The sequence below is a fragment of the Paenibacillus sp. B1-35 genome, assembly GCF_050474385.1.
Classification (GTDB): domain Bacteria; phylum Bacillota; class Bacilli; order Paenibacillales; family Paenibacillaceae; genus Paenibacillus_B; species Paenibacillus_B alvei.
In genome coordinates, this window is the sequence record NZ_JBCHVJ010000005.1 from 394,825 (window position 1) to 415,436 (window position 20,612).

19 protein-coding genes are annotated in these 20,612 nt (G+C 46.6%); 5 read left to right on the forward strand and 14 right to left on the reverse strand.

The window, feature by feature from the left end; all coding sequences use genetic code 11:
* The first annotated feature begins 296 nt into the window (after window positions 1-296).
* Window positions 297-3,224: a DEAD/DEAH box helicase gene (locus tag ACQ5BJ_RS18435; protein WP_430111863.1), complete on the forward strand. Its 2,928-nt coding sequence runs from the start codon at window positions 297-299 to the stop codon at window positions 3,222-3,224.
* An 86-nt stretch (window positions 3,225-3,310) separates the two neighbouring features.
* On the opposite strand, the gene ACQ5BJ_RS18440 is transcribed toward ACQ5BJ_RS18435, so the two are convergent.
* A complete protein-coding gene (locus tag ACQ5BJ_RS18440; RefSeq protein ID WP_005545201.1) occupies window positions 3,311-4,060 on the reverse strand; it encodes a MerR family transcriptional regulator in 750 nt (249 codons plus the stop codon).
* A 64-nt stretch (window positions 4,061-4,124) separates the two neighbouring features.
* Window positions 4,125-4,487, reverse strand: a complete 363-nt coding sequence (locus tag ACQ5BJ_RS18445; RefSeq protein WP_262866504.1) for a hypothetical protein — start codon at window positions 4,485-4,487, stop codon at window positions 4,125-4,127.
* Window positions 4,488-4,721: 234 nt separating this feature from the next.
* On the opposite strand from ACQ5BJ_RS18445, the gene ACQ5BJ_RS18450 reads away from it, so the two are divergent.
* Complete coding sequence (locus ACQ5BJ_RS18450) at window positions 4,722-5,507, forward strand: hypothetical protein (RefSeq protein ID WP_262866505.1); 786 nt, start codon at window positions 4,722-4,724, stop codon at window positions 5,505-5,507.
* Window positions 5,508-5,722: 215 nt separating this feature from the next.
* On the opposite strand, the gene ACQ5BJ_RS18455 is transcribed toward ACQ5BJ_RS18450, so the two are convergent.
* The 11 genes from ACQ5BJ_RS18455 to ACQ5BJ_RS18505 all read right to left on the reverse strand — a co-directional run bounded on the left by ACQ5BJ_RS18455 (window position 5,723) and on the right by ACQ5BJ_RS18505 (window position 16,746).
* Window positions 5,723-5,947: a sulfurtransferase TusA family protein gene (locus ACQ5BJ_RS18455; RefSeq protein WP_430111866.1), complete on the reverse strand. Its 225-nt coding sequence runs from the start codon at window positions 5,945-5,947 to the stop codon at window positions 5,723-5,725.
* 12 nt (window positions 5,948-5,959) lie between these two features.
* Window positions 5,960-7,027, reverse strand: coding sequence for a YeeE/YedE family protein (locus ACQ5BJ_RS18460; RefSeq protein WP_040735730.1), 1,068 nt, complete (start codon window positions 7,025-7,027; stop codon window positions 5,960-5,962).
* A 177-nt stretch (window positions 7,028-7,204) separates the two neighbouring features.
* Window positions 7,205-7,996, reverse strand: coding sequence for a class I SAM-dependent methyltransferase (locus ACQ5BJ_RS18465; RefSeq protein WP_430111867.1), 792 nt, complete (start codon window positions 7,994-7,996; stop codon window positions 7,205-7,207).
* Between the two features lie 203 nt (window positions 7,997-8,199).
* Entirely contained in the window at window positions 8,200-8,874 is a 675-nt protein-coding gene (locus tag ACQ5BJ_RS18470; protein ID WP_171417460.1) for a TerC family protein, read from the reverse strand.
* A 328-nt stretch (window positions 8,875-9,202) separates the two neighbouring features.
* On the reverse strand, window positions 9,203-10,285 hold the full coding sequence (rlmN, locus tag ACQ5BJ_RS18475) for a 23S rRNA (adenine(2503)-C(2))-methyltransferase RlmN (RefSeq protein WP_005545210.1): 1,083 nt from the start codon (window positions 10,283-10,285) through the stop codon (window positions 9,203-9,205).
* 421 nt (window positions 10,286-10,706) lie between these two features.
* Window positions 10,707-11,021, reverse strand: a complete 315-nt coding sequence (locus tag ACQ5BJ_RS18480) for a hypothetical protein (protein WP_005545211.1) — start codon at window positions 11,019-11,021, stop codon at window positions 10,707-10,709.
* Window positions 11,022-11,059: 38 nt separating this feature from the next.
* The gene (locus ACQ5BJ_RS18485) at window positions 11,060-12,100 is read right to left on the reverse strand and encodes a hypothetical protein (RefSeq protein ID WP_430111870.1); all 1,041 of its coding nucleotides are present in this window, start codon (window positions 12,098-12,100) and stop codon (window positions 11,060-11,062) included.
* Window positions 12,101-12,129: 29 nt separating this feature from the next.
* Window positions 12,130-14,526, reverse strand: a complete 2,397-nt coding sequence (locus ACQ5BJ_RS18490) for a DUF4179 domain-containing protein (protein WP_430111872.1) — start codon at window positions 14,524-14,526, stop codon at window positions 12,130-12,132.
* Window positions 14,523-15,050, reverse strand: a complete 528-nt coding sequence (locus ACQ5BJ_RS18495; RefSeq protein WP_430111874.1) for a sigma-70 family RNA polymerase sigma factor — start codon at window positions 15,048-15,050, stop codon at window positions 14,523-14,525. Before ACQ5BJ_RS18495 ends, ACQ5BJ_RS18490 begins: the two co-directional genes overlap by 4 nt.
* A 300-nt stretch (window positions 15,051-15,350) precedes the next feature.
* Window positions 15,351-16,088: a UMP kinase gene (pyrH, locus tag ACQ5BJ_RS18500; RefSeq protein WP_005545219.1), complete on the reverse strand. Its 738-nt coding sequence runs from the start codon at window positions 16,086-16,088 to the stop codon at window positions 15,351-15,353.
* Between the two features lie 271 nt (window positions 16,089-16,359).
* Entirely contained in the window at window positions 16,360-16,746 is a 387-nt protein-coding gene (locus ACQ5BJ_RS18505) for a winged helix-turn-helix transcriptional regulator (RefSeq protein ID WP_268623067.1), read from the reverse strand.
* A gap of 224 nt (window positions 16,747-16,970) precedes the next feature.
* Here ACQ5BJ_RS18505 and ACQ5BJ_RS18510 point away from each other — a divergent pair, with 224 nt between their 5' ends.
* The gene (locus tag ACQ5BJ_RS18510; protein WP_268599216.1) at window positions 16,971-17,489 is read left to right on the forward strand and encodes a DJ-1/PfpI family protein; all 519 of its coding nucleotides are present in this window, start codon (window positions 16,971-16,973) and stop codon (window positions 17,487-17,489) included.
* Window positions 17,490-17,619: 130 nt separating this feature from the next.
* On the opposite strand, the gene ACQ5BJ_RS18515 is transcribed toward ACQ5BJ_RS18510, so the two are convergent.
* The gene (locus tag ACQ5BJ_RS18515) at window positions 17,620-18,678 is read right to left on the reverse strand and encodes an NAD(P)/FAD-dependent oxidoreductase (RefSeq protein WP_430111877.1); all 1,059 of its coding nucleotides are present in this window, start codon (window positions 18,676-18,678) and stop codon (window positions 17,620-17,622) included.
* A 196-nt stretch (window positions 18,679-18,874) separates the two neighbouring features.
* Here ACQ5BJ_RS18515 and ACQ5BJ_RS18520 point away from each other — a divergent pair, with 196 nt between their 5' ends.
* Window positions 18,875-19,675, forward strand: a complete 801-nt coding sequence (locus tag ACQ5BJ_RS18520; RefSeq protein ID WP_005545227.1) for an ABC transporter ATP-binding protein — start codon at window positions 18,875-18,877, stop codon at window positions 19,673-19,675.
* A complete protein-coding gene (locus ACQ5BJ_RS18525) occupies window positions 19,672-20,601 on the forward strand; it encodes an iron-hydroxamate ABC transporter substrate-binding protein (RefSeq protein ID WP_268599214.1) in 930 nt (309 codons plus the stop codon). The genes ACQ5BJ_RS18520 and ACQ5BJ_RS18525 overlap by 4 nt, the downstream gene beginning before the upstream one ends.
* Window positions 20,602-20,612 lie beyond the last annotated feature (11 nt).

Genomic DNA, 20,612 nt, shown 5'->3' on the forward strand with positions numbered 1-20,612 from the left:
AAAACTCCCTTTCATTGCAGATCCTATTATACATGCCTGCATACATCCTGTCAGTGGTTTCAACTTTCCAGTTATGGCTCCACTGAGCTCATGCGGGTAACAAGCCTATACGATTTACTTTGACTCCCATCTTACCAATCGGCACTGAATATATTCTTAATTTCGACTATAATCACGTAGTCCCAAAGTCCTATTGTTTCTTTTTAATTGCTTTCTGTTATCATATAGCTATCGACACACACGAACATGCGTTCACTATATATCTCGTCTCACATACAGAAAGGAGAATCGTTACTATGAATATGGAATCGGGGGATGATCAGCTAGCCCAGCGAATACTCGGTTTATTTGACGATACTCCGCTCAAATCAAGCCGCGTCCGCCCCTTATTCGACACCAGGCTGCCGCTGGAATTAGAAATCACTTGCTTCCCGGTTTCATCAGGCAGCGAGCAAGCCTTTTTGGCCGTTGAAATGAGAGTCGGGCCGCAGCGACTGTATATCGTCAAGCATATTCGGGAACTGCTGCGCTGTATCGATCGTGGGGAATGCTATGTTTTTTCAAGACACTTCTCCTATGACCCCGCACTGCACTGCTTTCATCCCGAGCATTTTGCCGTTATCCAGCAGTTGATCTCGATATACCGCAACGAAAATGTATATCGGCACATGCCGCATTCCGCCGTTCTTGCCAAGCAGGGCAACGATGAACGAATGCTGCTCATTCCCCCTTACTCGTGGGATGCCCTGCTTCCTGTTCTTCAACAGGCTCCATCTGTACTTCTGTCGCATGATGGAGCGATTTTTGAGGGACTGTCTGTTATAGATGAGCCCCTCCCGATACAATTCAGGCTGGATGAGGCGGATAAGGAGTCGTTCTGCATTGATGTACATGGATTAGAGCAAGTGACAGTGCTGGAAAGCTACGGAGCAGTCATTGCTAATGGAGCCTTTATTCCGACCCCGATTGAGCAATGCAAGCGGCTCGTCGACCTCAAGAAGACGTTGGGCAGTGGTCGCCAGCAACGGATTCTTATATCGCCTAATCAGATTGGGCCAATCATGGACAAAGTAATCCCGGGACTGCAGAAGCTCGGCAATGTTCGCATTGCGCAAGCAATAGCCGATCGCGTCGTACAGCCGGAACTGCAAGCGAAGCTGTATCTCGATCGCATACGGGATCGCCTGCTTGCAGGGCTGGAATTTCACTACGGCGATGTCTCCATTAATCCGCTGGAACCAAATCGGCAAAAGCACACAGAGAACCGAATTCTGATGCGAAATACGGAGAAAGAGCAGCGGATACTGGAAATTATGGAGCAGTCGCCGTTTGTGAAGACGGAAGGCGGATATTTCTTGGAAGACGAGGATGCAGAATATGAATTCATGTATCACGTTGTTCCCCAGTTGCAGCGAATCCTGCACATCTATGCGACTTCTGCCGTGAAGGAAAGGCTGTTCATTCCAAATTCTCCTCCCAAAATCTCAGTCAATGTGGACGAACGTACCGATTGGCTTGAATTCAAGTTCGAACTGGATGGAATATCAGAGGCAGAGATCCGCAAGCTGCTAAAGGCAATTGAAGAAAAAAGACGCTACTATCGAATGGCAAACGGCTCGCTCATGCCGCTTGAAAGCGAACAGTTCCAAGAGATCATTCGCTTCATGAACGAGGTGGGCCTACGTCAGGGAGAGGCTTCAGGAGCAGAATTCCGGATCCCTGTCATACGAGGACTGCATCTTGTCGATTCCCAAGGAGAACGGCAGGTTGTACGGTTTGGCAAAACCTTGCGCAAGCTGTTGGAGAATTTGCGCAACCCGGATCATTTGGAATTTCCCGTACCGGACAGTCTCGTTCCTGTGCTGCGGGAATATCAAGCATACGGGTTCCAGTGGCTGAAGACGCTGGCGCACTATCACTTCGGCGGCATATTGGCGGACGATATGGGTCTCGGCAAGACATTGCAAAGCATTGCCTTCATCATGTCTGTTCTGCCGGACATTCAGAAAAAGGAGCTCCCTGCGCTCGTCGTCTGTCCAGCGTCGCTCATGTACAATTGGCGCAACGAATTCATGCGCTTCGCTCCTTCGGTTCGCACTGTCATTGCTGACGGGAACAAGACGGAACGCATCCGCAAGCTGAATCATCTTGAGCAAGCCGATGTTATCATCACATCCTATCCGCTGCTGCGCAGAGATATTGAATGGTATGCCAAGCGCTCATTCCACTCGCTCATTCTGGATGAAGCGCAAGCGTTCAAAAATTACACGACTCAAACGGCACAGGCTGTGAAGGCACTTCAAGCTATGTACCGTTTCGCGCTTACCGGAACACCAGTAGAGAATTCGCTAGATGAGCTGTGGTCGATTTACGATGCTGTATTTCCGGGCTTGTTCCCAGAGAGAAAGGAGTTCAGCGACCTTCCGCGCGACGTTGTAGCGAAGCGCTCCCGTCCGTTCCTGCTGCGAAGATTAAAAACAGATGTATTGCAGGAGCTGCCGGAGAAAATCGAATCCCTGCAAGCATCAGAATTGCTGCCTGAGCAGAAGAAGCTGTATCTTGCTTACTTAGCCAAGTTGCAGAAGGATACTCTAAAGCATCTGGATGAGGACGGGTTCCAGAAGAGTCGTATTAAGATACTCGCTGGCATTACAAGGCTGCGCCAACTCTGCTGCCATCCTGCCCTGTTCGTCGAGGATTACGCGGGAAGCTCCGCGAAGTTCGAACAGCTGCTGGAGATAATCGCAGAAGCAAGAGAGGCTGGCCGAAGACCGCTCATTTTCTCACAGTTCACGGAAATGCTCGCCATTATAAAGCGAGAGCTGGCGGAACAAGGCGTGTCCTACTTCTACTTGGACGGTCAGACGCCAAGCGCTGAGCGAGTGGAGCTGTGCAGCCGATTCAATGCGGGTGAGCGCGAGCTGTTCTTAGCCTCCTTGAAGGCAGGCGGAACGGGGTTGAATTTGACCGGGGCGGATACGGTCATTCTGTATGACCTATGGTGGAACCCTGCTGTGGAACAGCAAGCGGCTGATCGCGCACACCGAATCGGGCAGAAAAATGTCGTACAAGTGTTGCGCCTCGTTGCACAAGGCACTGTCGAGGACAAAATGTACGATATTCAACAAAGAAAGAAACATTTAATTGAAGAAGTAATTCAGCCCGGAGAGGATGCTCTTGCTTCTCTTTCTGAACAAGATATACGTGACATTTTGAGTTTATAAGCCCCGTACAGGTGCCAACTACAAAAAACCCCCAGCCGTTTGGCCGCTGGGGGTTTCGGTTTTCTGCATCTTTTATAAGAGAGTCCCTATTGACATTGCTTATCCACGAACACAGCCATTGTGTCTCGCATGAATGCTGCTAAGCCTTCACCGAACTTATCTATATTTTTTGTGAATCGCTCGTCATCCACATACATTTGGCCCAGGCCCTTGAATGCTTCAGGGGTGTATTTCCCCATCGAATTCAAGAAATCGAACCATTCTTTGATTCCCGCTTGCGCCTCTTCCGACTCTGGTGCGCTATTGCGCAGTGCTGCCAAGCGAGTGTAAATCGCATTCATCTTCTCCGACAAGGAAGATTGCTGCTCCATCGTCATGCTACTGATCTTCGCATTCGCTTCATCCACTGCCTTGCTGCCCCATCTTTCACGGGCCTCCTGCTCATAGGGATTGTGACTGAAGTCGAAACCTTGGAACTTCTCTTTATTTGTCATTTCGATTTCTCCTTTCATATGCCGAATCGTTCTATCTAATGTTTCCAGCATGACATCAAGCTGCCTGCGCTTCTCCAGCAGCATGCTGCGATGCAGCTCAAGCGCCTCTGCCTGATTGAAGTTCGGACTATAAATAATCTCTTTAATTTGTTTCAAAGGGAAATCCAGCTCTCGGAAAAATAAAATTTGCTGCAGCAAAGCGAGATCGTCTTCTGAATACTGTCGGTAACCCGCTTCGGTAATATGGGCTGGCGTCAACAACCCAATCTCATCATAATGATGCAGCGTGCGCACACTAATGCCAGTGATATCTGCCACTTCTTTGACTCTCATAGACTCCATGCGACCTCCCTTCGACATTTACTATAAAGTATCACGTAACGTGAGAGTCAATTTACATTTATTATTATTCCAGCTTAATTTCCTCTTTTTTGCCATTCCAACCTATTGTTGCTGTTAAAGGAACTTCTATTTTTTTTTGACCGATGAATCTTATATTTGTTTCATAAATAAACGGAATTGAATTTGTTTTCGATAAAGTACCTGATGAATTAAGATTCAGGCTCTCAAATCGATAAGAAAAGGACTCTATAGACTGCTCAACTCCCAAATACTTAAATCGATATTGCACTTGCTCCAAATTACCTTTCTGCATAACTTCGACTTCCCAGTTTTCAGTTGCCCCTTTAAATTTCGTACTTTCAGTGCATCCCACCAGGAAAAATATTGTAAGAATAATAAACAACGCACTAAGAATTAATTTTTTCATAGACATTGTAGCTCCTTTTCTTTTGATCCTAAGTTTAATTTATCCACATTCCCCAAATTAATCCTATCACAAATTCAAATAATGATCATGTACAATCAAGATAGAAGCGTCCTTATATGATGCCGCCTTTCTATTGGATTAGTTTTCACTCAAAAATTAAAACTATAATACTTGACTGGGAAATTCAATATGATATTATTACATCAAATACCAATTAAGGGGGTTAGTGTAAAATTGAAATCTTCGAAATTGCTTTTATCTTTCGTTATGACCCTGTTACTTCTGTCTACTTACTCCACTCATTCATTCGCAAAAGGACTTGACTCAGACTCACCACCTACAGTTCCTGCTGGGTACGAAATCATAAAAAAATACGATAACTCCACAAACACATTCAATCTCTTTAAGAAACCAGACTTTAGAATTGTTGATCTCTCAATTAAAGAGGAAGATAGTGCCACGACAAAAGTTGTAAGTCAGAGAACATATCCCATTCAAGACTTAAGAAATATACTCACCAACGAAACAATAACCCAATATGCCACTGATTTTGAAATAGTCGGTTCAGTTCCCAACAGTAACAGTAAAAATGATACTGATAAATCTGGAAAAGTTCATACATTCCTCACAGTATTTTATTATGAATATAGTGATGGTGGTATGTACATTGGAATGGACAAGGTTAGTTGGAGAATAGAGCATAAGGATGACAATATCAGAGCTATTCTAGCCAGAAAATACTTATTTCAAGATGGGCCTACCTTAAATGGATCTGGGAAATTTCAAAACAAAGAAATCCCCGAATTTGGCTCTACCGATCCTAAAGATGTCCCAAAAATTTTGAGTGGCACCATATTGGTTAGAGACTGGAATTGGGCTCCTGTATTGAGAGGTGGACTCGCTACTAGAGTAGGAATCGTCGTTGAACATACAATTGCATCAAAAAATAATATTTTTGAAAAATGGAGCTGGAAGTTTGGAGTGCTTGAAGAGGGTACATATCCAAAATGGCCAGATTAAGGTACATGCACTTTCCTTTAGCCACACAAAAAAAGTAATTAAAAAAGGATACTTCCCCTATCATATACTAAAATAATGACCTATAATACGAAAGGTCGAGTCAGGACTCCTCTTTTTGTCCTCAACTCGACCTTCTTGCTTTATGCCATCTCTTTTAGTTCACTGAAAGAAGCGGCATCGTAGAACTCCCCGTTATTGTTCGTCGATGTCTCCGGTTATTTTTTACGTACCGTAATCGTCCATGATGCATCATCGATTTGTTCATAGTTCGTTATCGTATGCCCGGCTTCGGCGGCCCAACGAGGAATGCTCTCTGTAGCTTGCGTGCAGTCGAAGTCAATGACCAGCTCATCGCCGCTGCTTAATGACTGGATCGCCTCCTTCGCCTCGATTAACGGAAACGGGCATACCATGCCAAGTACGGCTAATTTCGTTTTCATGTCATTTTCCTCCTATACGGTCTTTGCATGATAAGAAGCACCTAGCTTGCGACTTGCCTTGGTACGCGGCCGTACATATACGAAATACGAAGCCGTCCATGTACCTAAAATCATGAAAATGAGTGACACCCATCCTTGCCACGTCATCATGGCCGTCATAACGAGCCCATTGCCAATCGAACACCCTCCTGCCCAACTCGCTCCGAAGCCCATGAGAAGCCCCCCGCCGAAGCTGGATACAGCTGTCTTTGCATCCGGTGCCCGAAAGCGGAATTCGCGGCTTCCCTTCGCTGCCAGGAAGGAGCCTGCAAAGATGCCAAGCACCAAGAAAACGCCCCAGTTCACATACTTGGTACTATCGCCCGTCACCAAGTACTGCAGGAGATTGGCTGACGGCGTTGTAATGCCAAGACCGGACATCCGACCTGTCGCTTCGCTCAGCGGCCATGCGAGCAGCGCAATGATTCCTACAAGAGCAGCTGTAGCAAACGGATGCCAGCGCTTTTCGAACAATAGATGGTTGAGTCCTTTCCGTTTTGCCGGCAAAGCTGGAATCGCGACGGCTGGTTTGCGCAGTTGCTTGCTAACAAGCCATAATGTCACGAGCGCGAGCACGACGATGAACGGCCATACGGACAATCCGAATGTATCCGGGATGGAATTATTCGGAGCTGCATACGCCTTCAGGCCGTGGTTGACAGGCAGCAACGCGCCTGACTTCATAATGGCGCTCATCGCCATATATCCGAATAAGGCAATCCAACTTCCAATCAAGCCTTCCCCGGCACGATACCATGTCCCTGTCGCACAACCTCCCGCCAAAATAATGCCGATTCCAAATATGAAAGAGCCTACGATCGTGCTCAGCCATTGAAACGAGCCTGCCGTGAACTCCACCAATCCGAGCTGAATGAGTGCAAATACGCCGATGCTTTGAACCGTGATGGCGATAAGCAGCGCATAGAACATCCGATTATCCTTTGCCAAATACATATCACGGAATCCACCAGTCAGGCAGAATCGGCCGCGCTGCATGACAAACCCGAGCAGTATCCCACATAACAATCCAGTAATGATCATTTGTGCCAAATCGTATATCCCCCTCATTTATACCTAGTAATACAATAGGATTTATAAGTGATAATGATTCTATCATAATGTATGGCAGAGTCAATACCAAATATGACACAGACGCAAAAAAGAGAGGTATTTTCTCCTCTCTTATCTAAAAGCAATATGCGATTCTTGGCTATTTTCCTACATTTCGCCCCAGTATATTTCAGTTTCGTAATCAAAGGATACAACGCCATTCTGCTGATTGCGTTCGAATACACGGGCGAGCTCAGCCATCATGGGCTCATGATTCGGATGGCCCTTCTCAGGCGCGTACGAGGAGGAAAGCAATCTCCCACCAAGTTCCTCTTTTTTAAGCAATTGCCGCATCGTGAATGTAGCCACCGTCATCTTGTTAGGGGAGAAAAAGGCTGCTAATGCTTCCTCTGATATATTTTTATGGCGCAGCTTCTCATAATCCGTTCCATACTGCCGGAGCAGTTGCTCATATTCCTCCAGAAACGGGGTTCCGTGAAGCTTTCGCGCATTCCATATGAGGACTACTTTCCCTCCCGGCTTCAGGATGCGATGAAATTCTGCACGGGCTACTGTGCGATCGAACCAGTGAAATGCCTGCGCACATACGATATGATCGACGGAGTGATCGGGCAGCCCTGTCGCCTCTGCCGCTCCTGAAATGGCGCGATAATTCGGATTGCCCCCAAGTTCTCGCTCAGCCGCCTCCCGCATGGGCTGATTAGGTTCTACCGCGGTAACGCGGCTTCCTTTGCCAAGGAGAAGCTTCGAGAATTTCCCGGTTCCCGCGCCTATATCGGCAATTATATCCTCGGGACGCAAACCTACGACATCGTACAAATACGCCAGTGCCTCTGTCGGATAACTCGGTCGATATTTCACGTACGCATCCACCCGACTTGAAAATCGTTCTTTACTATCCACAACATTCACGCTCCCATCGTATGAAGAATAATACATACACCGACCTTTAGTCACCGAACACTATCGTTCCACTCAATGGAACCACGTTCCATTTTATTCACATTTTCATTATAGCGCAACAGCTTGATGCATGCACTCCTATTTTTACTTTTTATTTCAACAAAAAAGGAGCCTCTTCCGGACAGCTCCTCGCTCATCTACCTTACTTTTTCGGCAAATAATTGCTTATCAGCCGCACCTTACGCAGCCTGCTTCACTTGCTTCTGCTTTTTCATTCTGCCCAATGCCAACACAGCGACGATGATGACAACGATAAGGCACCACTTTAGAACCGGGTTCGCTGTAAAGAACCCCTTCACCAGCGGCTCATCTACAATCATCTTTGCCGCCGTCCAAGCCAGGACACCCGCACCAATATAGATAATGACCGGGAAGCGCTCTACCCACTTAATAATAAGCGTGCTGCCCCATACCACGATAGGTACACTAATTAGCAAGCCGAGTACAACGAGTATAAAATCACCATGCGCCGCCCCTGCTACCGCAAGCACGTTATCGAGCCCCATGACCGTATCCGCGATAATGATCGTCTTGATCGCCGCCCACAGGCTAGCAGCAGATCCAACATCATGGCCCTTCTCTTCTACAAGCAGCTTATACGCAATCCATACGAGCAGTACGCCGCCAATGAGCAGCAAGCCCGGAATTTTCAACAGCCATACTACAGCAAGCGTCAACAAGGAACGAAGCGCAATAGCACCAAATGTGCCCCAGAATATGACTTTCTTCTGCTGCTCCTTAGGCAGGTTGCGCGCTGTCAAACCGATTACTATTGCATTGTCTCCCGCCAAGACTAAATCAATGACTACGATTGCCATTAGCGCGGACCAGAACTCTGCTGTAAAGAAATCCATAGTACCCTCTCCTCTTATCATGTCATGTATATCTTTTCTTCAATTGCGCACAATTATGAGAAGTTTCCCGAGCAACACCCCTTAAAAAACAAAAATGACCTTTACCGATCACGGTAAAGGCCATAAATAAAGACCTTTCACCCTGTCGGTAAAGGTCTCGCTAACAATCGAAGTTGCCAACAAAGCCGGAGGATTATCCTCGTAATGACGACTTTATTGTAACAGCTACTCCCCTTTATAGATCTTATGTTAATCGAAGAGGGTACACAGGGTCAAGATACAATTGTCCGATTTCCTGCCGCTCAATGCCCCTTTTTTCTACCACGGCTTACGTTGATGCATGCGTGTTTTCTTTCTTAATCTGCTTACTGCGAAGCTGGCCGCAGGCGGCATCGATGTCTGTGCCATGCTCCAAGCGTACGCTGCAGCTGATGTTATTTTTCTTCATCACGTCATAGAAGCCGCGGATCGACTCCTGCTCGCTGCGCTGATATTGGCTGTGTTCATCAACAGGGTTGTACGGGATCAGGTTCACATTGACCTCGTCCTGCATGTTCCACTCCTGTATCAGCTTCACCAATTCAAGCGCATGCTCCTGCTGATCGTTTACGTCCCTCAACAAGATATATTCCAGTGTCACCCGTTGGTTCGTTGTATTGATGAAGTACTGAATCGCCTCCATCACCTTCGCAATCGGAATCGCACGGTTGATCTTCATAATGCGCGTGCGAAGCTCATCATTCGGTGCATGCAAGGAAAGAGCCAGATTCACCCGCAGGTTAATATCCGCGAAATCTTTAATCTTATTCGCCAAGCCGCTTGTTGAAACCGTAATTCGTCTCGCACCGATAGCCAGACCTTTATGATCAGTCACGACCCGCAAGAAGTTAATAATATTCTCGAAGTTATCGAACGGCTCTCCGATGCCCATCACGACGATATGACTGACCAGATCACCTTGGCCCATTTCGTCCAAATGGTGCTGAACCTTCATAATCTGTTCTACAATCTCGCCGCTCGACAAGTCGCGGCTCTTTGCCAGCAGTCCGCTCGCACAAAAGCTGCAGCCAATATTGCAGCCAACCTGTGTCGTCACACAAACCGACAATCCGAATTTATGTTTCATCAATACTGTCTCGATCAGGTTGCCATCCTGCAGCTTGAACAAGAACTTAATCGTGCCATCAGCCGATTGCTGCTTCACATGCTCGCTAAGCGTATGGATGACGAAGTGCTCGGACAGCAGCGCTGCGCTATCCTCATTTACTTCTGCCATATCAGCGAAATCCTTAACCCGCTTACGATATAGATAATCCCAGACTTGGGATGCACGTGACTTCTTATGTCCCCGCTCCTCCAACCAAGCGGCTAGTTGATCCAATGTTAATCCATAGATGGATTGCTTATTCATCTAGTGCCCTCTTTTCAACACGTCAAAATTCTGTCTTACTTCCTAACAGTACTTTACCTACAGATGTGTTAATACGTATAAATAACTGCACCTCTATAATCTGATTATTATTGTCCCAGAACTTCTGAAATATAACAAGAGTCTTTCCCGCACATTGCTAAAACGGGAAAAGGGCGCCGGTTTCGGCGCCCTCCTATGATTATAAAATGATGATGGCATAACTCTGTTCCGTTCGTAATAACTCCTAAATCTTTATTTTCTCAATGGATCCAGACTGATGTTCACAAGGTTCCCAAACTCATTGATTCTAGCCACAATTGAGGGCTTTCCATTGCTGCTAAAAATGTAGTCTCTCCAAGCTTCATCAATCCTTAGTGTGCAAGAAGACACGTCTGCGCCCCACAATTTCTTTGCGACAGGCTTAATCAGTGCGACCCTCTACAACGTAAGTTTTATAGGGACTGCGTTCCCCCTTAACCTCAATTCTCCGACTCAATTCCCACACTTCTTTTTCTGAACCAATATTAATACTTTGACGCGCAAAGTTTGTAAATGGCTGTACCTTACTTGCCCCCATACTCTTTACCGCCTCTTCGGCAGCCGCAATTATCTTGCGATCCACATCCGCTGTTCTGTAATTGATGCGGTACTGGAGCAGCTTTTTCGTCTTTGTATCAAGTACAATGCTTTGCTCTTCTTTTGCTCTGAAGTGAATCGTCCCTTCGTGATTTAGCAACCTATAACTATGTTATTTTTTACATGTAATCTATTATTTCATTTACGCTCTATGCGAACCAGATTGCCAAAGTTATCGAACTTGGCTATGATAGACGCATTGCCTTTACTGCTAAACGTGTAGTCGCCCCAGTCCTTATTAACCTTCACCTCGTAGGAAGATAAGTCTACGCCCCACAATTTCTTCGCGACAGGCTTAGCAATCGCAATGCCTTGTTCCTTCGACAATGATTTGCGCTTCTGATCATTCGTATTTGGCTTAACATTTATAGAGGTAAGCTTGCCCGTCTTTGCTTCGATTGTGGCAACGGCCTCGACAACGAACGCACGGTTATTCTCGTCTATCCTCACAGCCCCATTTTTCCTGAGATCGCCTTTAACTTCTATTTTTCTTGTTAGCCTCCACTCTTCTCTTCCTTCATATTTTTCGTACACAAAGCTTGTAAATGGTTTAACCTTGTCAATCCCCATACTTTTTACTGCCTGTTCAGCCACGCCTATGATTTTACGATCCATATCCACTGCCTTGTATATAAAACGGTAGTTTAATGGCTTACTTGTCTTCGTATCGATTTGTATAAATTGATCGTCTTTCGCACCGAAAGTCATTACTTCTGATATATTTGCCGCGTTATTGTTTTGGAAAAAGTGAGCTTCCGTAAAGACAAGCTCCGCATTTTTATGTAACTGCTTCACTGCTGACTGTGCTACCTTCAGGTACGAAGCATATTCACCAGTTACCTCCTCCATCTTGAAGCTCAATGACACGGTAAGTACCTTGCCGGAAACTGCATCGACCGATACAACGGCGCTCCGATCCTTAGATTGGATGATCCAACTCTCTTTTTGCTCTTTATCTACAAAATAACTGTCCTTGAACGCTTCCTCTAATTGAAATGCTTTTCCGTTTCCATATTGCTCAATTGCTTTCTCTGCCGACTCTGCCAGCTTTCGATCTACATCGCTATACTGAACAATTCCCGTCCCTCCGTTAGCTACTCCGGCCCGTTCTGCCATAGCCGGAGTTGCAGCAAACAAGCTGCATGCGAATGTTAGCGCCAATAATGTATTCATTTTCATAAAAGATGCCCTCCTCATAGCAAGTCCGTCTAATCTTGTATTCCCTCTATCGGAATAAGCTCCAGCTTCCAGAACTCACCCTTTGCATTGACGGTTCCTTTCATCGTCATCGAACCCTTTTTCGTGAACGTATATTCATTGAGCTTGACGCTCGCTTCGTAGCCTTCCATATCGATGCCGAATACCTGCTTAACGGTCGAATTGACCTTACGAATAGCCTGCTCTGGCGAATAAAGCGAAGTTGCGTACTTCTTGCGTGCTGCCTGCTCATCGCCAGGATGATCATCTTTATAGCTCTGCTGAACCGACCAGACTCGGTTCGTTCGCACTCCCACTCTGGCAAAGAGACTCATCTCGCGTCCAATCTCCCATACATGTTCCGTTGGCGCCATTCTCTGCGTCATGGTTGTAAATCGCAATTCCTTGCCTTCCGCAAAAAGTGGATACGCCTTCTCCGCAGCAGCTTTGGCCTTTTCATTAAAGAATCCATGTTCATACCGCAGCTCTGCCGTTTCCATTTGGCCCGTTACCGCATCAATCGTTATTGCAGCTTGGTCATTATGGAACGACCAGCTATTAAGTTCCTTAGATCTCACGCGAACAGCTTCTGCGAATGCAATCGGTTGTTCAGGCTTCATCCGACGCAAGGTATCCTCCACCGTCTGTTGCAGCTTGCCATTCAATTCATGGTATGGAATGGCCCGTCGTACAATAATGGGCTCTTCCGCTTCTTTGAGCACAATGACAAAACTCTCGCTGTTATCCTTGGCATATAGGAACCACCGGTCGCTGTAATCTGCTACGCCATACAGTTCTGAAGGCTTATTTGGAGCGAGATCATGCATGGCCTGTTCCGCCTTGCTTACGATCTCGGGCTTTAATTCCACTACTGTCCTCTCATATATCGGTTCATCGTGACCTGGAGGTAGCGGTTCGGTCGACGGCACGAGCGGAATGCTCCAACTGATTGGCGTCTTCTTTGTCCAACTTTCCAAGGTTACACTCAGGCTGCTGGGAATCTTGGACTGGCCTTCGAAAAAGAACAGCGTACGATTGCGATACTTCCCTTGCGAATCCTGCTCCAGCTCTGTCGCCGACTCCGCTCTAATCTCCTTCCCCTGCTTGTCCATCATGTGCCATTCCAGATCAAACGTATCGAAACCAAGCTGCTGGTCAATCTCCAGTATCCACCCCTTGCCTTGAAAGGCTTTGTAGCCGTCCTTCAACTGCTCTGGGGCTTCTTCTGTCTTCATTCGTGCCTTGAAAGCAATACTCTTCCCCCTCACCTCCTTCCTTAACGGCTCCTTCGTCAATGCCGCTGGATCGAGTGCTATAGAATCCCCTTTAGAGAAACGTTCCTGCGTATAGATTGCAGTCATTTCCAAGGTCAGATCCTTTGTCTCCTCAAAAGGCACGAACGCATGGCGGTATCTCATATGCCCCAACGTTCCTTGACCATGCAAGGAATGTTGAAGAACATTCTTATTTCCGATGGCTAATTCTCTGCGCATCAGACCATCATATGCAGCCACTATATTTTCTTTCCCATCTTTAATTTCATACCGGAACATCGGATCTGTTTTCTGAGCGCTTCTCCATGCCTGCGTCTCATCGACTTGCAGCAATAGCTCTGATTTACTCGGCCCATGACGAAGCTGGTTAAAGTCTACGCTGAACCCCATCTGTGATTCATATCGCTTGTTAAGAGGCACGATAGTTGTAGAGGCCTTCGCCTTCATCAGATCGATAGGTACTTCCAAGTACCATTTTCCCCGCATCTTGCCGATCTGATTAATATCGAAGCGCACCGTAATCTGGTTTGGCAGATCTGACATATCTGAAATCTCTTGGCCGGGCACAAGATCGTCTAGCGACAGGATTAGAATTCGATCGTTCCCTGCATGGGTCTGCTGCAACCGAAGCGGAAGTACGTTCCCTTCACTGTCCACGATCTCGTATCGGTTCACGTACGGATCATCACTGTTTCCGTTCGGGATAAACGTATCGAACAACCGATCCGAATCCATGGATTTTCCATCCTGTTCTATACCGTACAGGATCGAAATGCGCAATACATCGTGAATCGCTTCTTTCACCTTCAACGTAATTCCCTGATCGGTTACCTGCTTGTTAATCGGCACCGCAAATCCTTCGTCAGCCGCCTTCTTCAAGCCTTCATCCGTCTTGTTTAACGAGAACCATGATTTCACGACTTCAGCGAATGTCGGAGAGGCTGCCGCCCCCAGCGCGACGGCGAGAACAAGTCCTGCAGCGGTTATGCCCGCCACCTTCGCGATCTTCATGATGCCGCCCGTTTGCCGAAGCTCCCGCTTCGCTTGCTGCACGCCCATGACGCTTCGCTCATGCAGTTCCTTTGGTATATCAATTTTCTCTATTTCATCTATAATTCGATTGCGCTGGCTCATGAGATTTCACCTCTCTTCAAACTCTTCCGCAGCTTGCTTAATCCCCGGTATAGTATTGTTTTTGCGGAACTCAAGGGCATCTCAAGAATGTCCGAAATCGCCTGAAACGTATACCCTTGATAAAACTTGAGCAGGATGACGCTTTTCTCTTGAGCATCCAATTCGTCTAGCAATTCCTGCAGCGTTACGGCTAAGGGAATATCCTCCTCACAAGAGCTTTCTACTTGCTGATCGGCATACTCGGGCGGAAACGGAATGATTTTATTGCGCTGTTTTAATGTATAAAGAGCACGATTAATCGTGATTCTGAGAATCCAAGTTTTAAAATATTGCGGTTCCCGCAGGCTGTCGATCGATTTAAAAGCCTGATACGCTGTATCCTGTACAATATCGAGCGCATCATCCTTATTCTTCACGTACATGTAGGCCATCCGGTAGATAGCTTCCTCGTGCTGCTGGAACAGTTCCAAGAACGCCCTATCGCTTCCCTTTTGCGCTTTCTTCACGAGCTTATGTATATCCATGTGGCATCGTTATCTCCCTTCCCTCTCATATCATTAGAGCACGGAAGGGGAATTTTGGCTTTGAAGTTACAAAAAATCATTCCAAGGATGAACGGAACGAAACCTAAAATGTACAATTATGATTAATTCGAGAAAACAAATAAAATAACCTAACAATGGAATATAACTGCTTTTAAAGAGGGATATGGCACCATAGTAGCTGAGTGGAATAGTGGCACAAGAGTAGTCTATTCTGTTACGGTGACAAAATAATACGTAACTGAAACGAAGAGGATCCGCGCTTGCGGATCCTCTTCGTTATTAATCAAACTGTAGAATTGATTCTTCGCTAATTAATGTACCATTATTTTCTCCTTCACATATGTCGCGCATCGTCCCCGGCCGGTCGAAGTTGAACACATGAATCGGCAGATGAAAGTCCCTCGCCAAAATAAATGCGGATTGATCCATCACCCTCAAATTATGCTGGATCACATCGTTGTAATGGAGAGAAGCGAATTTCCTCGCATCTTTGTTCGTTCTCGGATCCGCCTCAAGCACACCGTCAACGCCTTGCTTCGCCACGAGCAGCGCGTCGCAATTGACCTCGATCGCCCGCTGCACAGAGGGATAATCGGTAGTGACATACGGCTGGCCGTTGCCCCCGGCAAATATGACGATATATCCTTTTTCCAAGTGGTGAATCGCTCGCAAGCGAATATAAGGCTCCGCAACAGAAGTAACCGGCACGGCAGTCATGACGCGAACCTCCTTATCAGTCTTCGCCTTTAGAACGCCTCGCAGCATAAGGCTGTTGATGACAGTCGCCAGCGTCCCGATATTATCGGCCTCTGCGCGCTCAATCCCCCAACTCTCCGCCATATTTCCACGAAATATATTTCCTCCCCCAATGACGATCGACACCTCGACACCCAGCTTTACGACGGACATCACTTCACTAGCGATATGCTCTAGTCTGTCAGGAGCAAAGCCGAATTCACTGCTTCCCGCTACAGCACCGCCGCTAAGTTTAATCATGACCCGCTTATATCTCGTCATCCCCACACCTCCGTAGAAATTAGCAAAATAAAAAAACACTAAAGCAGCGAATGCCTTAGTGTTCTTATGGAATGGACATATGAAAATGAAATATCGAATGAACGGTTCGCCTTCGGCTTCCAGCTCATACCCCCACTCCTTCTTAACATGATTTCCACCTATTGTAAAGAAACCATATAGAAAAATCAACATGATCTAGATCACACTTGCTGCCTCACGACAACAAGGCCGTTATCCTGCCCAACTGCGCCGTTACTTACACGACTGAGTGTCAGTCTTCGCCCTTGATCCCCAGTCCCTGCTTGATCTGATTCATTCGCATTTTTCCCCACTCATACATCATTTCCACGAGAGGCAGGAGCGTCATGCCAAGCTCTGTCATAGAATACTCAACCTTGGGCGGCACCTCGGGATACACCTCCCGATGCACAATTCCATCCTCCATCAGCTCGCGCAGTTGGTTGGTCAGTATTTTATGAGATACCTTCGGGAACAAGCGCTGAAGATCACTGAAGCGATGAGGGCCTTCAACACCCAAGTGCCAGAGAATGACGACCTTCCACTTCCCACTGATAATGGACAGCGTTAATTCCTTCTCACAGTTAAAATCACCGTTCACAATTTTCTTTTTTATTTCTTCTCGCAATGTATCTGACATCGATTCCTTAACTCCTTATTTCTTCAATAAGTAACCTATAGGTAACCTCCGCACAAAAAAGTGCATTCTTCACAGGATGGGAGAGCGTCGGTACAATAAGACACATCTTACAGCGATGATCGCAACATCAAGTTCACTTTATCTTCAGAAGTGATTCAGCACGTGCTGCAGCACGAAGCCTGACACCAACTCAACTGTGTACCACAAATAGGAGGCCATATTTTATGAATAAAAAAGCTTTATTTATTATACCACCTGAACGATTCAATGAAGATGAGCTGTTCCAGCCAAAAGCTGCCTTAGAGCAGGCAGGAGTGAACGTCACGATTGCCAGCACCACAACCGGCGAGATCACAGGAGACTTCCAAGGCAAAGCCACGGCAGAAGTCATCTTCTCCGATGTGTCCGCAACTGATTATGACGTTGTTGCTGTAATCGGCGGCTCTGGCACGAACGATTATCTATGGGATAACCAAGAGCTGCAGCAATACTTGAAGCAAGCTCATCAAGATCGCGTGCTTGTATCCGGCATTTGCGCAGGCGCTGTTACAGTTGCCCGTACTGGACTGCTTGCAGGCAGAGAAGCGACATGCTACCCGCTTGATATCCAAATTGACCAATTGAAAGATAACAATGTCACGTATATCGCCCAGCATGTGGTGGCCCATGATGACATTGTTACCGCTGACGGCCCGGATGGCGCCGCACAATTCGGTGCAAGCTTGGTACAAGCGCTCGACTAATCAACTACCTGTATCCTGTATGCAAAAATAAGAAGCCTTCGGATCAGCTTGAGCTGCCGAAGGCTTCCCTAAAGAAAAGACGATCCTCAACTTATCATAACGGCAAGCGGTGGAGCGTCTTCCTATTTATTTATGAATTCATCATCTGCTTCACCAGTTCGCGGTTGCGTTCCTTAAACACATCGTTGTGGGAAGAGACCATTCCCCAGCTTTTAGCATCCGGCTGAATGAATTGCTTCGCCTTGTTCACCGCGTTGGCCGCATCCTGGAAGGCGCCTGCGATTAAGTGCAGCTTCCCATCATGATGCAAAATATCCCCTGCTGCATACAGACCCGGAATCGAAGATTCACTGCTGGCATTGCCCGCTACATAGAAGTCCTCTACCTGCTCAATCTTCAATGCACTGTTGCCAATCAGGCTCGAATCCCGCTCATAGCCATGGTTAATAATCACTTCATCAATCGGCAATATCGCAGTCTCGCCTGTTGCTTGATTCGTCAGTTCTACTCGTTCGATCGTCTCATGGTTGTCTGCTGCAATCAGCTTCGTAATAGAAGTATTAAAGAAGCACTCTATGGAGCTGTTCATCAACTGCGTAATCGTTGCCTCGTGACCGGACAAAGACTCCTTATCCTTCCGGTACGTCAAATACACCTTCTTCGCAACCGGCTCCAGCTCGTTCGCCCAGTCAATTGCCGAATTGCCGCCACCTGAAATGACCACAACCTTATCCTTAAACTTTCGGAGCGATTTCACCGTATAATTCAAATTCGTAACTTCGAAGCGCTCCGCACCCTCAATATCAAGCTTGGTTGGGTTCAAAATTCCGCCGCCAACTGCCACGATGACCGTCTTGGAGTAATGTTTTCGGCCAGAGGTTGCTTCCAGAACAAAAATGCCATCCTCATTGCGAGCAATCGATTCGATTTTCTCATTAAGCACAACCTCAGGGTCGAACGTCAACCCCTGCGCCACCATTTGCTTAATTAGCTGCGCTCCTGTGACCGGTGTTAGTCCGCCAACATCCCAGATCATTTTCTCTGGATATACATGCACCTTGCCGCCAAGCTGAGGCTGATACTCAATCAGCTTTGTTTTCATTTCACGAAGTCCACTATAAAAAGCAGAGTACAGCCCTGCTGGGCCCCCTCCAATTACCGTTACATCAAATAATTGTTCCTGATCCATTTCCCCTTCACTCCTCAGAAACCTATTGGTATTGATTATCATTATCAATGATATCCGATTCATCACCCTTTTACAACAAAAATTACTATTGACATCCGATATGCAGGAATTTATATTATGGAAAGATATGATCTTGATAATCATTATCAATTAATGTCGATAACGCTCGTTCGTTTCCATAAATGGAGGTTGAAGCATGGCTCGCCTATATACAGATGATTTAAGCATTGGTTATGGTGAACGCTTAATTGTCAAAAATCTCAGTGTCCCTATCCCCGATAAAAAGATCACAACGATCATTGGCTCCAATGGATGCGGTAAATCTACACTGCTGAAAGCAATTACTCGCATTATCCCTCACCAATCCGGGAATGTCATTCTCGACGGAGGGAATATTGCGAAAGAAAATACAAAGCTGCTGGCGAAGAAGATGGCTATTCTGCCCCAAACCCCGGAAAGTGCAAGCGGGTTAACGGTTGGCGAGCTCGTTTCTTATGGCCGATTCCCATATCAGCGCGGCTTCGGACGCTTAACGAAGAGGGATATCGAGGTCATCGACTGGGCATTGGAAATGACCGGGACGATTGATTTTAAATATCGCCCTGTAGACGCCCTCTCCGGCGGTCAGCGCCAGCGCGTCTGGATCGCAATGGCCCTCGCTCAAGAGACTGAGATCATCTTCCTCGATGAGCCGACAACGTATTTGGACATGGCTCATCAGCTTGAAGTATTAGAGCTGCTGCAGCGCCTGAATGAAGAGCAGGAACGCACCATTGTCATGGTTCTCCATGATCTGAACCAAGCGGCTCGATTCGCTGACTACATCATCGCAATGAAGAATGGCGAAATCGTTAAGGCAGGCGATTGTGAAGAGGTTATGACCTCAGACGTACTGAAAAAGGTGTTTCAAATCGACGCTGAAATCGGACGGGATCCCCGAACGAACAAGCCGATGTGTATCACATATAACTTAATTAAAGGAGCAACAGCATCATGAAAAAGTGGTTCATCCCCTTTATGCTCATATTTGTGCTCGCAATTAGCGCCTGCGCAAGCCCTGCTGCCGAGCCAAAGAAAGATGCGGCAGAGAACAAAGAAAGCAAATCTGACACGATTACGTATCAGTCAGAAAATGGACCAGTGAAAGTGCCTGCTGATCCGAAGCGCGTTATCGTATTATCTTCCTTTGCAGGGAATGTCATGGCACTGAACGTAAATCTAGTCGGCGTAGATACATGGGCGAAGCAGAACCCTCGCTTTGAGTCGAAATTGAAAGATGTAGCAGAAGTGTCTGATGAGAACCTGGAGAAAATTATTGAACTGAATCCGGATTTGATCATCGGATTGTCGGGCATTAAAAATATTGACAAGCTGAACCAAATCGCTCCTACCGTTACATACACTTACGGCAAGGTCGATTATTTAACACAGCATCTGGAGATCGGCAAGCTTTTGAACAAAGAAGCCGAAGCGAAAGCTTGGATCGACGACTTCAAGAAGCGTGCTGAACAAGCTGGCAAAGACATTAAAGCCAAAATCGGTGAAAATGCTACTGTTTCGGTTATCGAGAACTTCAATAAGCAATTGTATGTGTACGGCAACAACTGGGGCCGTGGAACGGAGATTCTGTACCAAGAGATGAAGCTGAACATGCCGGAGAAAGTCAAGGAAAAAGCGTTGGGACCTGGCTACTTCGCACTCTCTACTGAGGTTCTTCCGCAATTCGCAGGCGATTATGTCATTCTCAGTAAGAACAAAGCTGGCGACAATTCATTCCAAGAAACGGAATCGTATAAAAATATCCCTGCCGTGAAGAACAATCGCGTGTTCGAGGTTAATATGAATGAATTCTATTTCAATGACCCGCTCACATTGGACTTCCAATTGGAGACATTCAGTAAAGATTTCGCGGCAAGCAAGTAACGTCTGGTAAA

Bases quoted from the DNA above. Each gene is read 5' to 3' on its own strand.
- ACQ5BJ_RS18455 (WP_430111866.1), bottom strand. From the start codon at position 5,947: ATGAAAACGAAATTAGCCGTACTTGGCATGGTATGCCCGTTTCCGTTA.
- ACQ5BJ_RS18435 (WP_430111863.1), top strand. From the start codon at position 297: ATGAATATGGAATCGGGGGATGATCAGCTAGCCCAGCGAATACTCGGT.
- rlmN (WP_005545210.1), bottom strand. From the start codon at position 10,285: ATGAATAAGCAATCCATCTATGGATTAACATTGGATCAACTAGCCGCT.
- ACQ5BJ_RS18510 (WP_268599216.1), top strand. From the start codon at position 16,971: ATGAATAAAAAAGCTTTATTTATTATACCACCTGAACGATTCAATGAA.
- ACQ5BJ_RS18515 (WP_430111877.1), bottom strand. From the start codon at position 18,678: ATGGATCAGGAACAATTATTTGATGTAACGGTAATTGGAGGGGGCCCA.
- ACQ5BJ_RS18485 (WP_430111870.1), bottom strand. From the start codon at position 12,100: ATGAAAATGAATACATTATTGGCGCTAACATTCGCATGCAGCTTGTTT.
- ACQ5BJ_RS18445 (WP_262866504.1), bottom strand. From the start codon at position 4,487: ATGAAAAAATTAATTCTTAGTGCGTTGTTTATTATTCTTACAATATTT.
- ACQ5BJ_RS18520 (WP_005545227.1), top strand. From the start codon at position 18,875: ATGGCTCGCCTATATACAGATGATTTAAGCATTGGTTATGGTGAACGC.
- ACQ5BJ_RS18465 (WP_430111867.1), bottom strand. From the start codon at position 7,996: ATGTATTATTCTTCATACGATGGGAGCGTGAATGTTGTGGATAGTAAA.
- ACQ5BJ_RS18490 (WP_430111872.1), bottom strand. From the start codon at position 14,526: ATGAGCCAGCGCAATCGAATTATAGATGAAATAGAGAAAATTGATATA.
- ACQ5BJ_RS18440 (WP_005545201.1), bottom strand. From the start codon at position 4,060: ATGGAGTCTATGAGAGTCAAAGAAGTGGCAGATATCACTGGCATTAGT.
- ACQ5BJ_RS18505 (WP_268623067.1), bottom strand. From the start codon at position 16,746: ATGTCAGATACATTGCGAGAAGAAATAAAAAAGAAAATTGTGAACGGT.
- ACQ5BJ_RS18495 (WP_430111874.1), bottom strand. From the start codon at position 15,050: ATGGATATACATAAGCTCGTGAAGAAAGCGCAAAAGGGAAGCGATAGG.
- ACQ5BJ_RS18525 (WP_268599214.1), top strand. From the start codon at position 19,672: ATGAAAAAGTGGTTCATCCCCTTTATGCTCATATTTGTGCTCGCAATT.
- ACQ5BJ_RS18470 (WP_171417460.1), bottom strand. From the start codon at position 8,874: ATGGATTTCTTTACAGCAGAGTTCTGGTCCGCGCTAATGGCAATCGTA.
- pyrH (WP_005545219.1), bottom strand. From the start codon at position 16,088: ATGACGAGATATAAGCGGGTCATGATTAAACTTAGCGGCGGTGCTGTA.
- ACQ5BJ_RS18460 (WP_040735730.1), bottom strand. From the start codon at position 7,027: ATGATCATTACTGGATTGTTATGTGGGATACTGCTCGGGTTTGTCATG.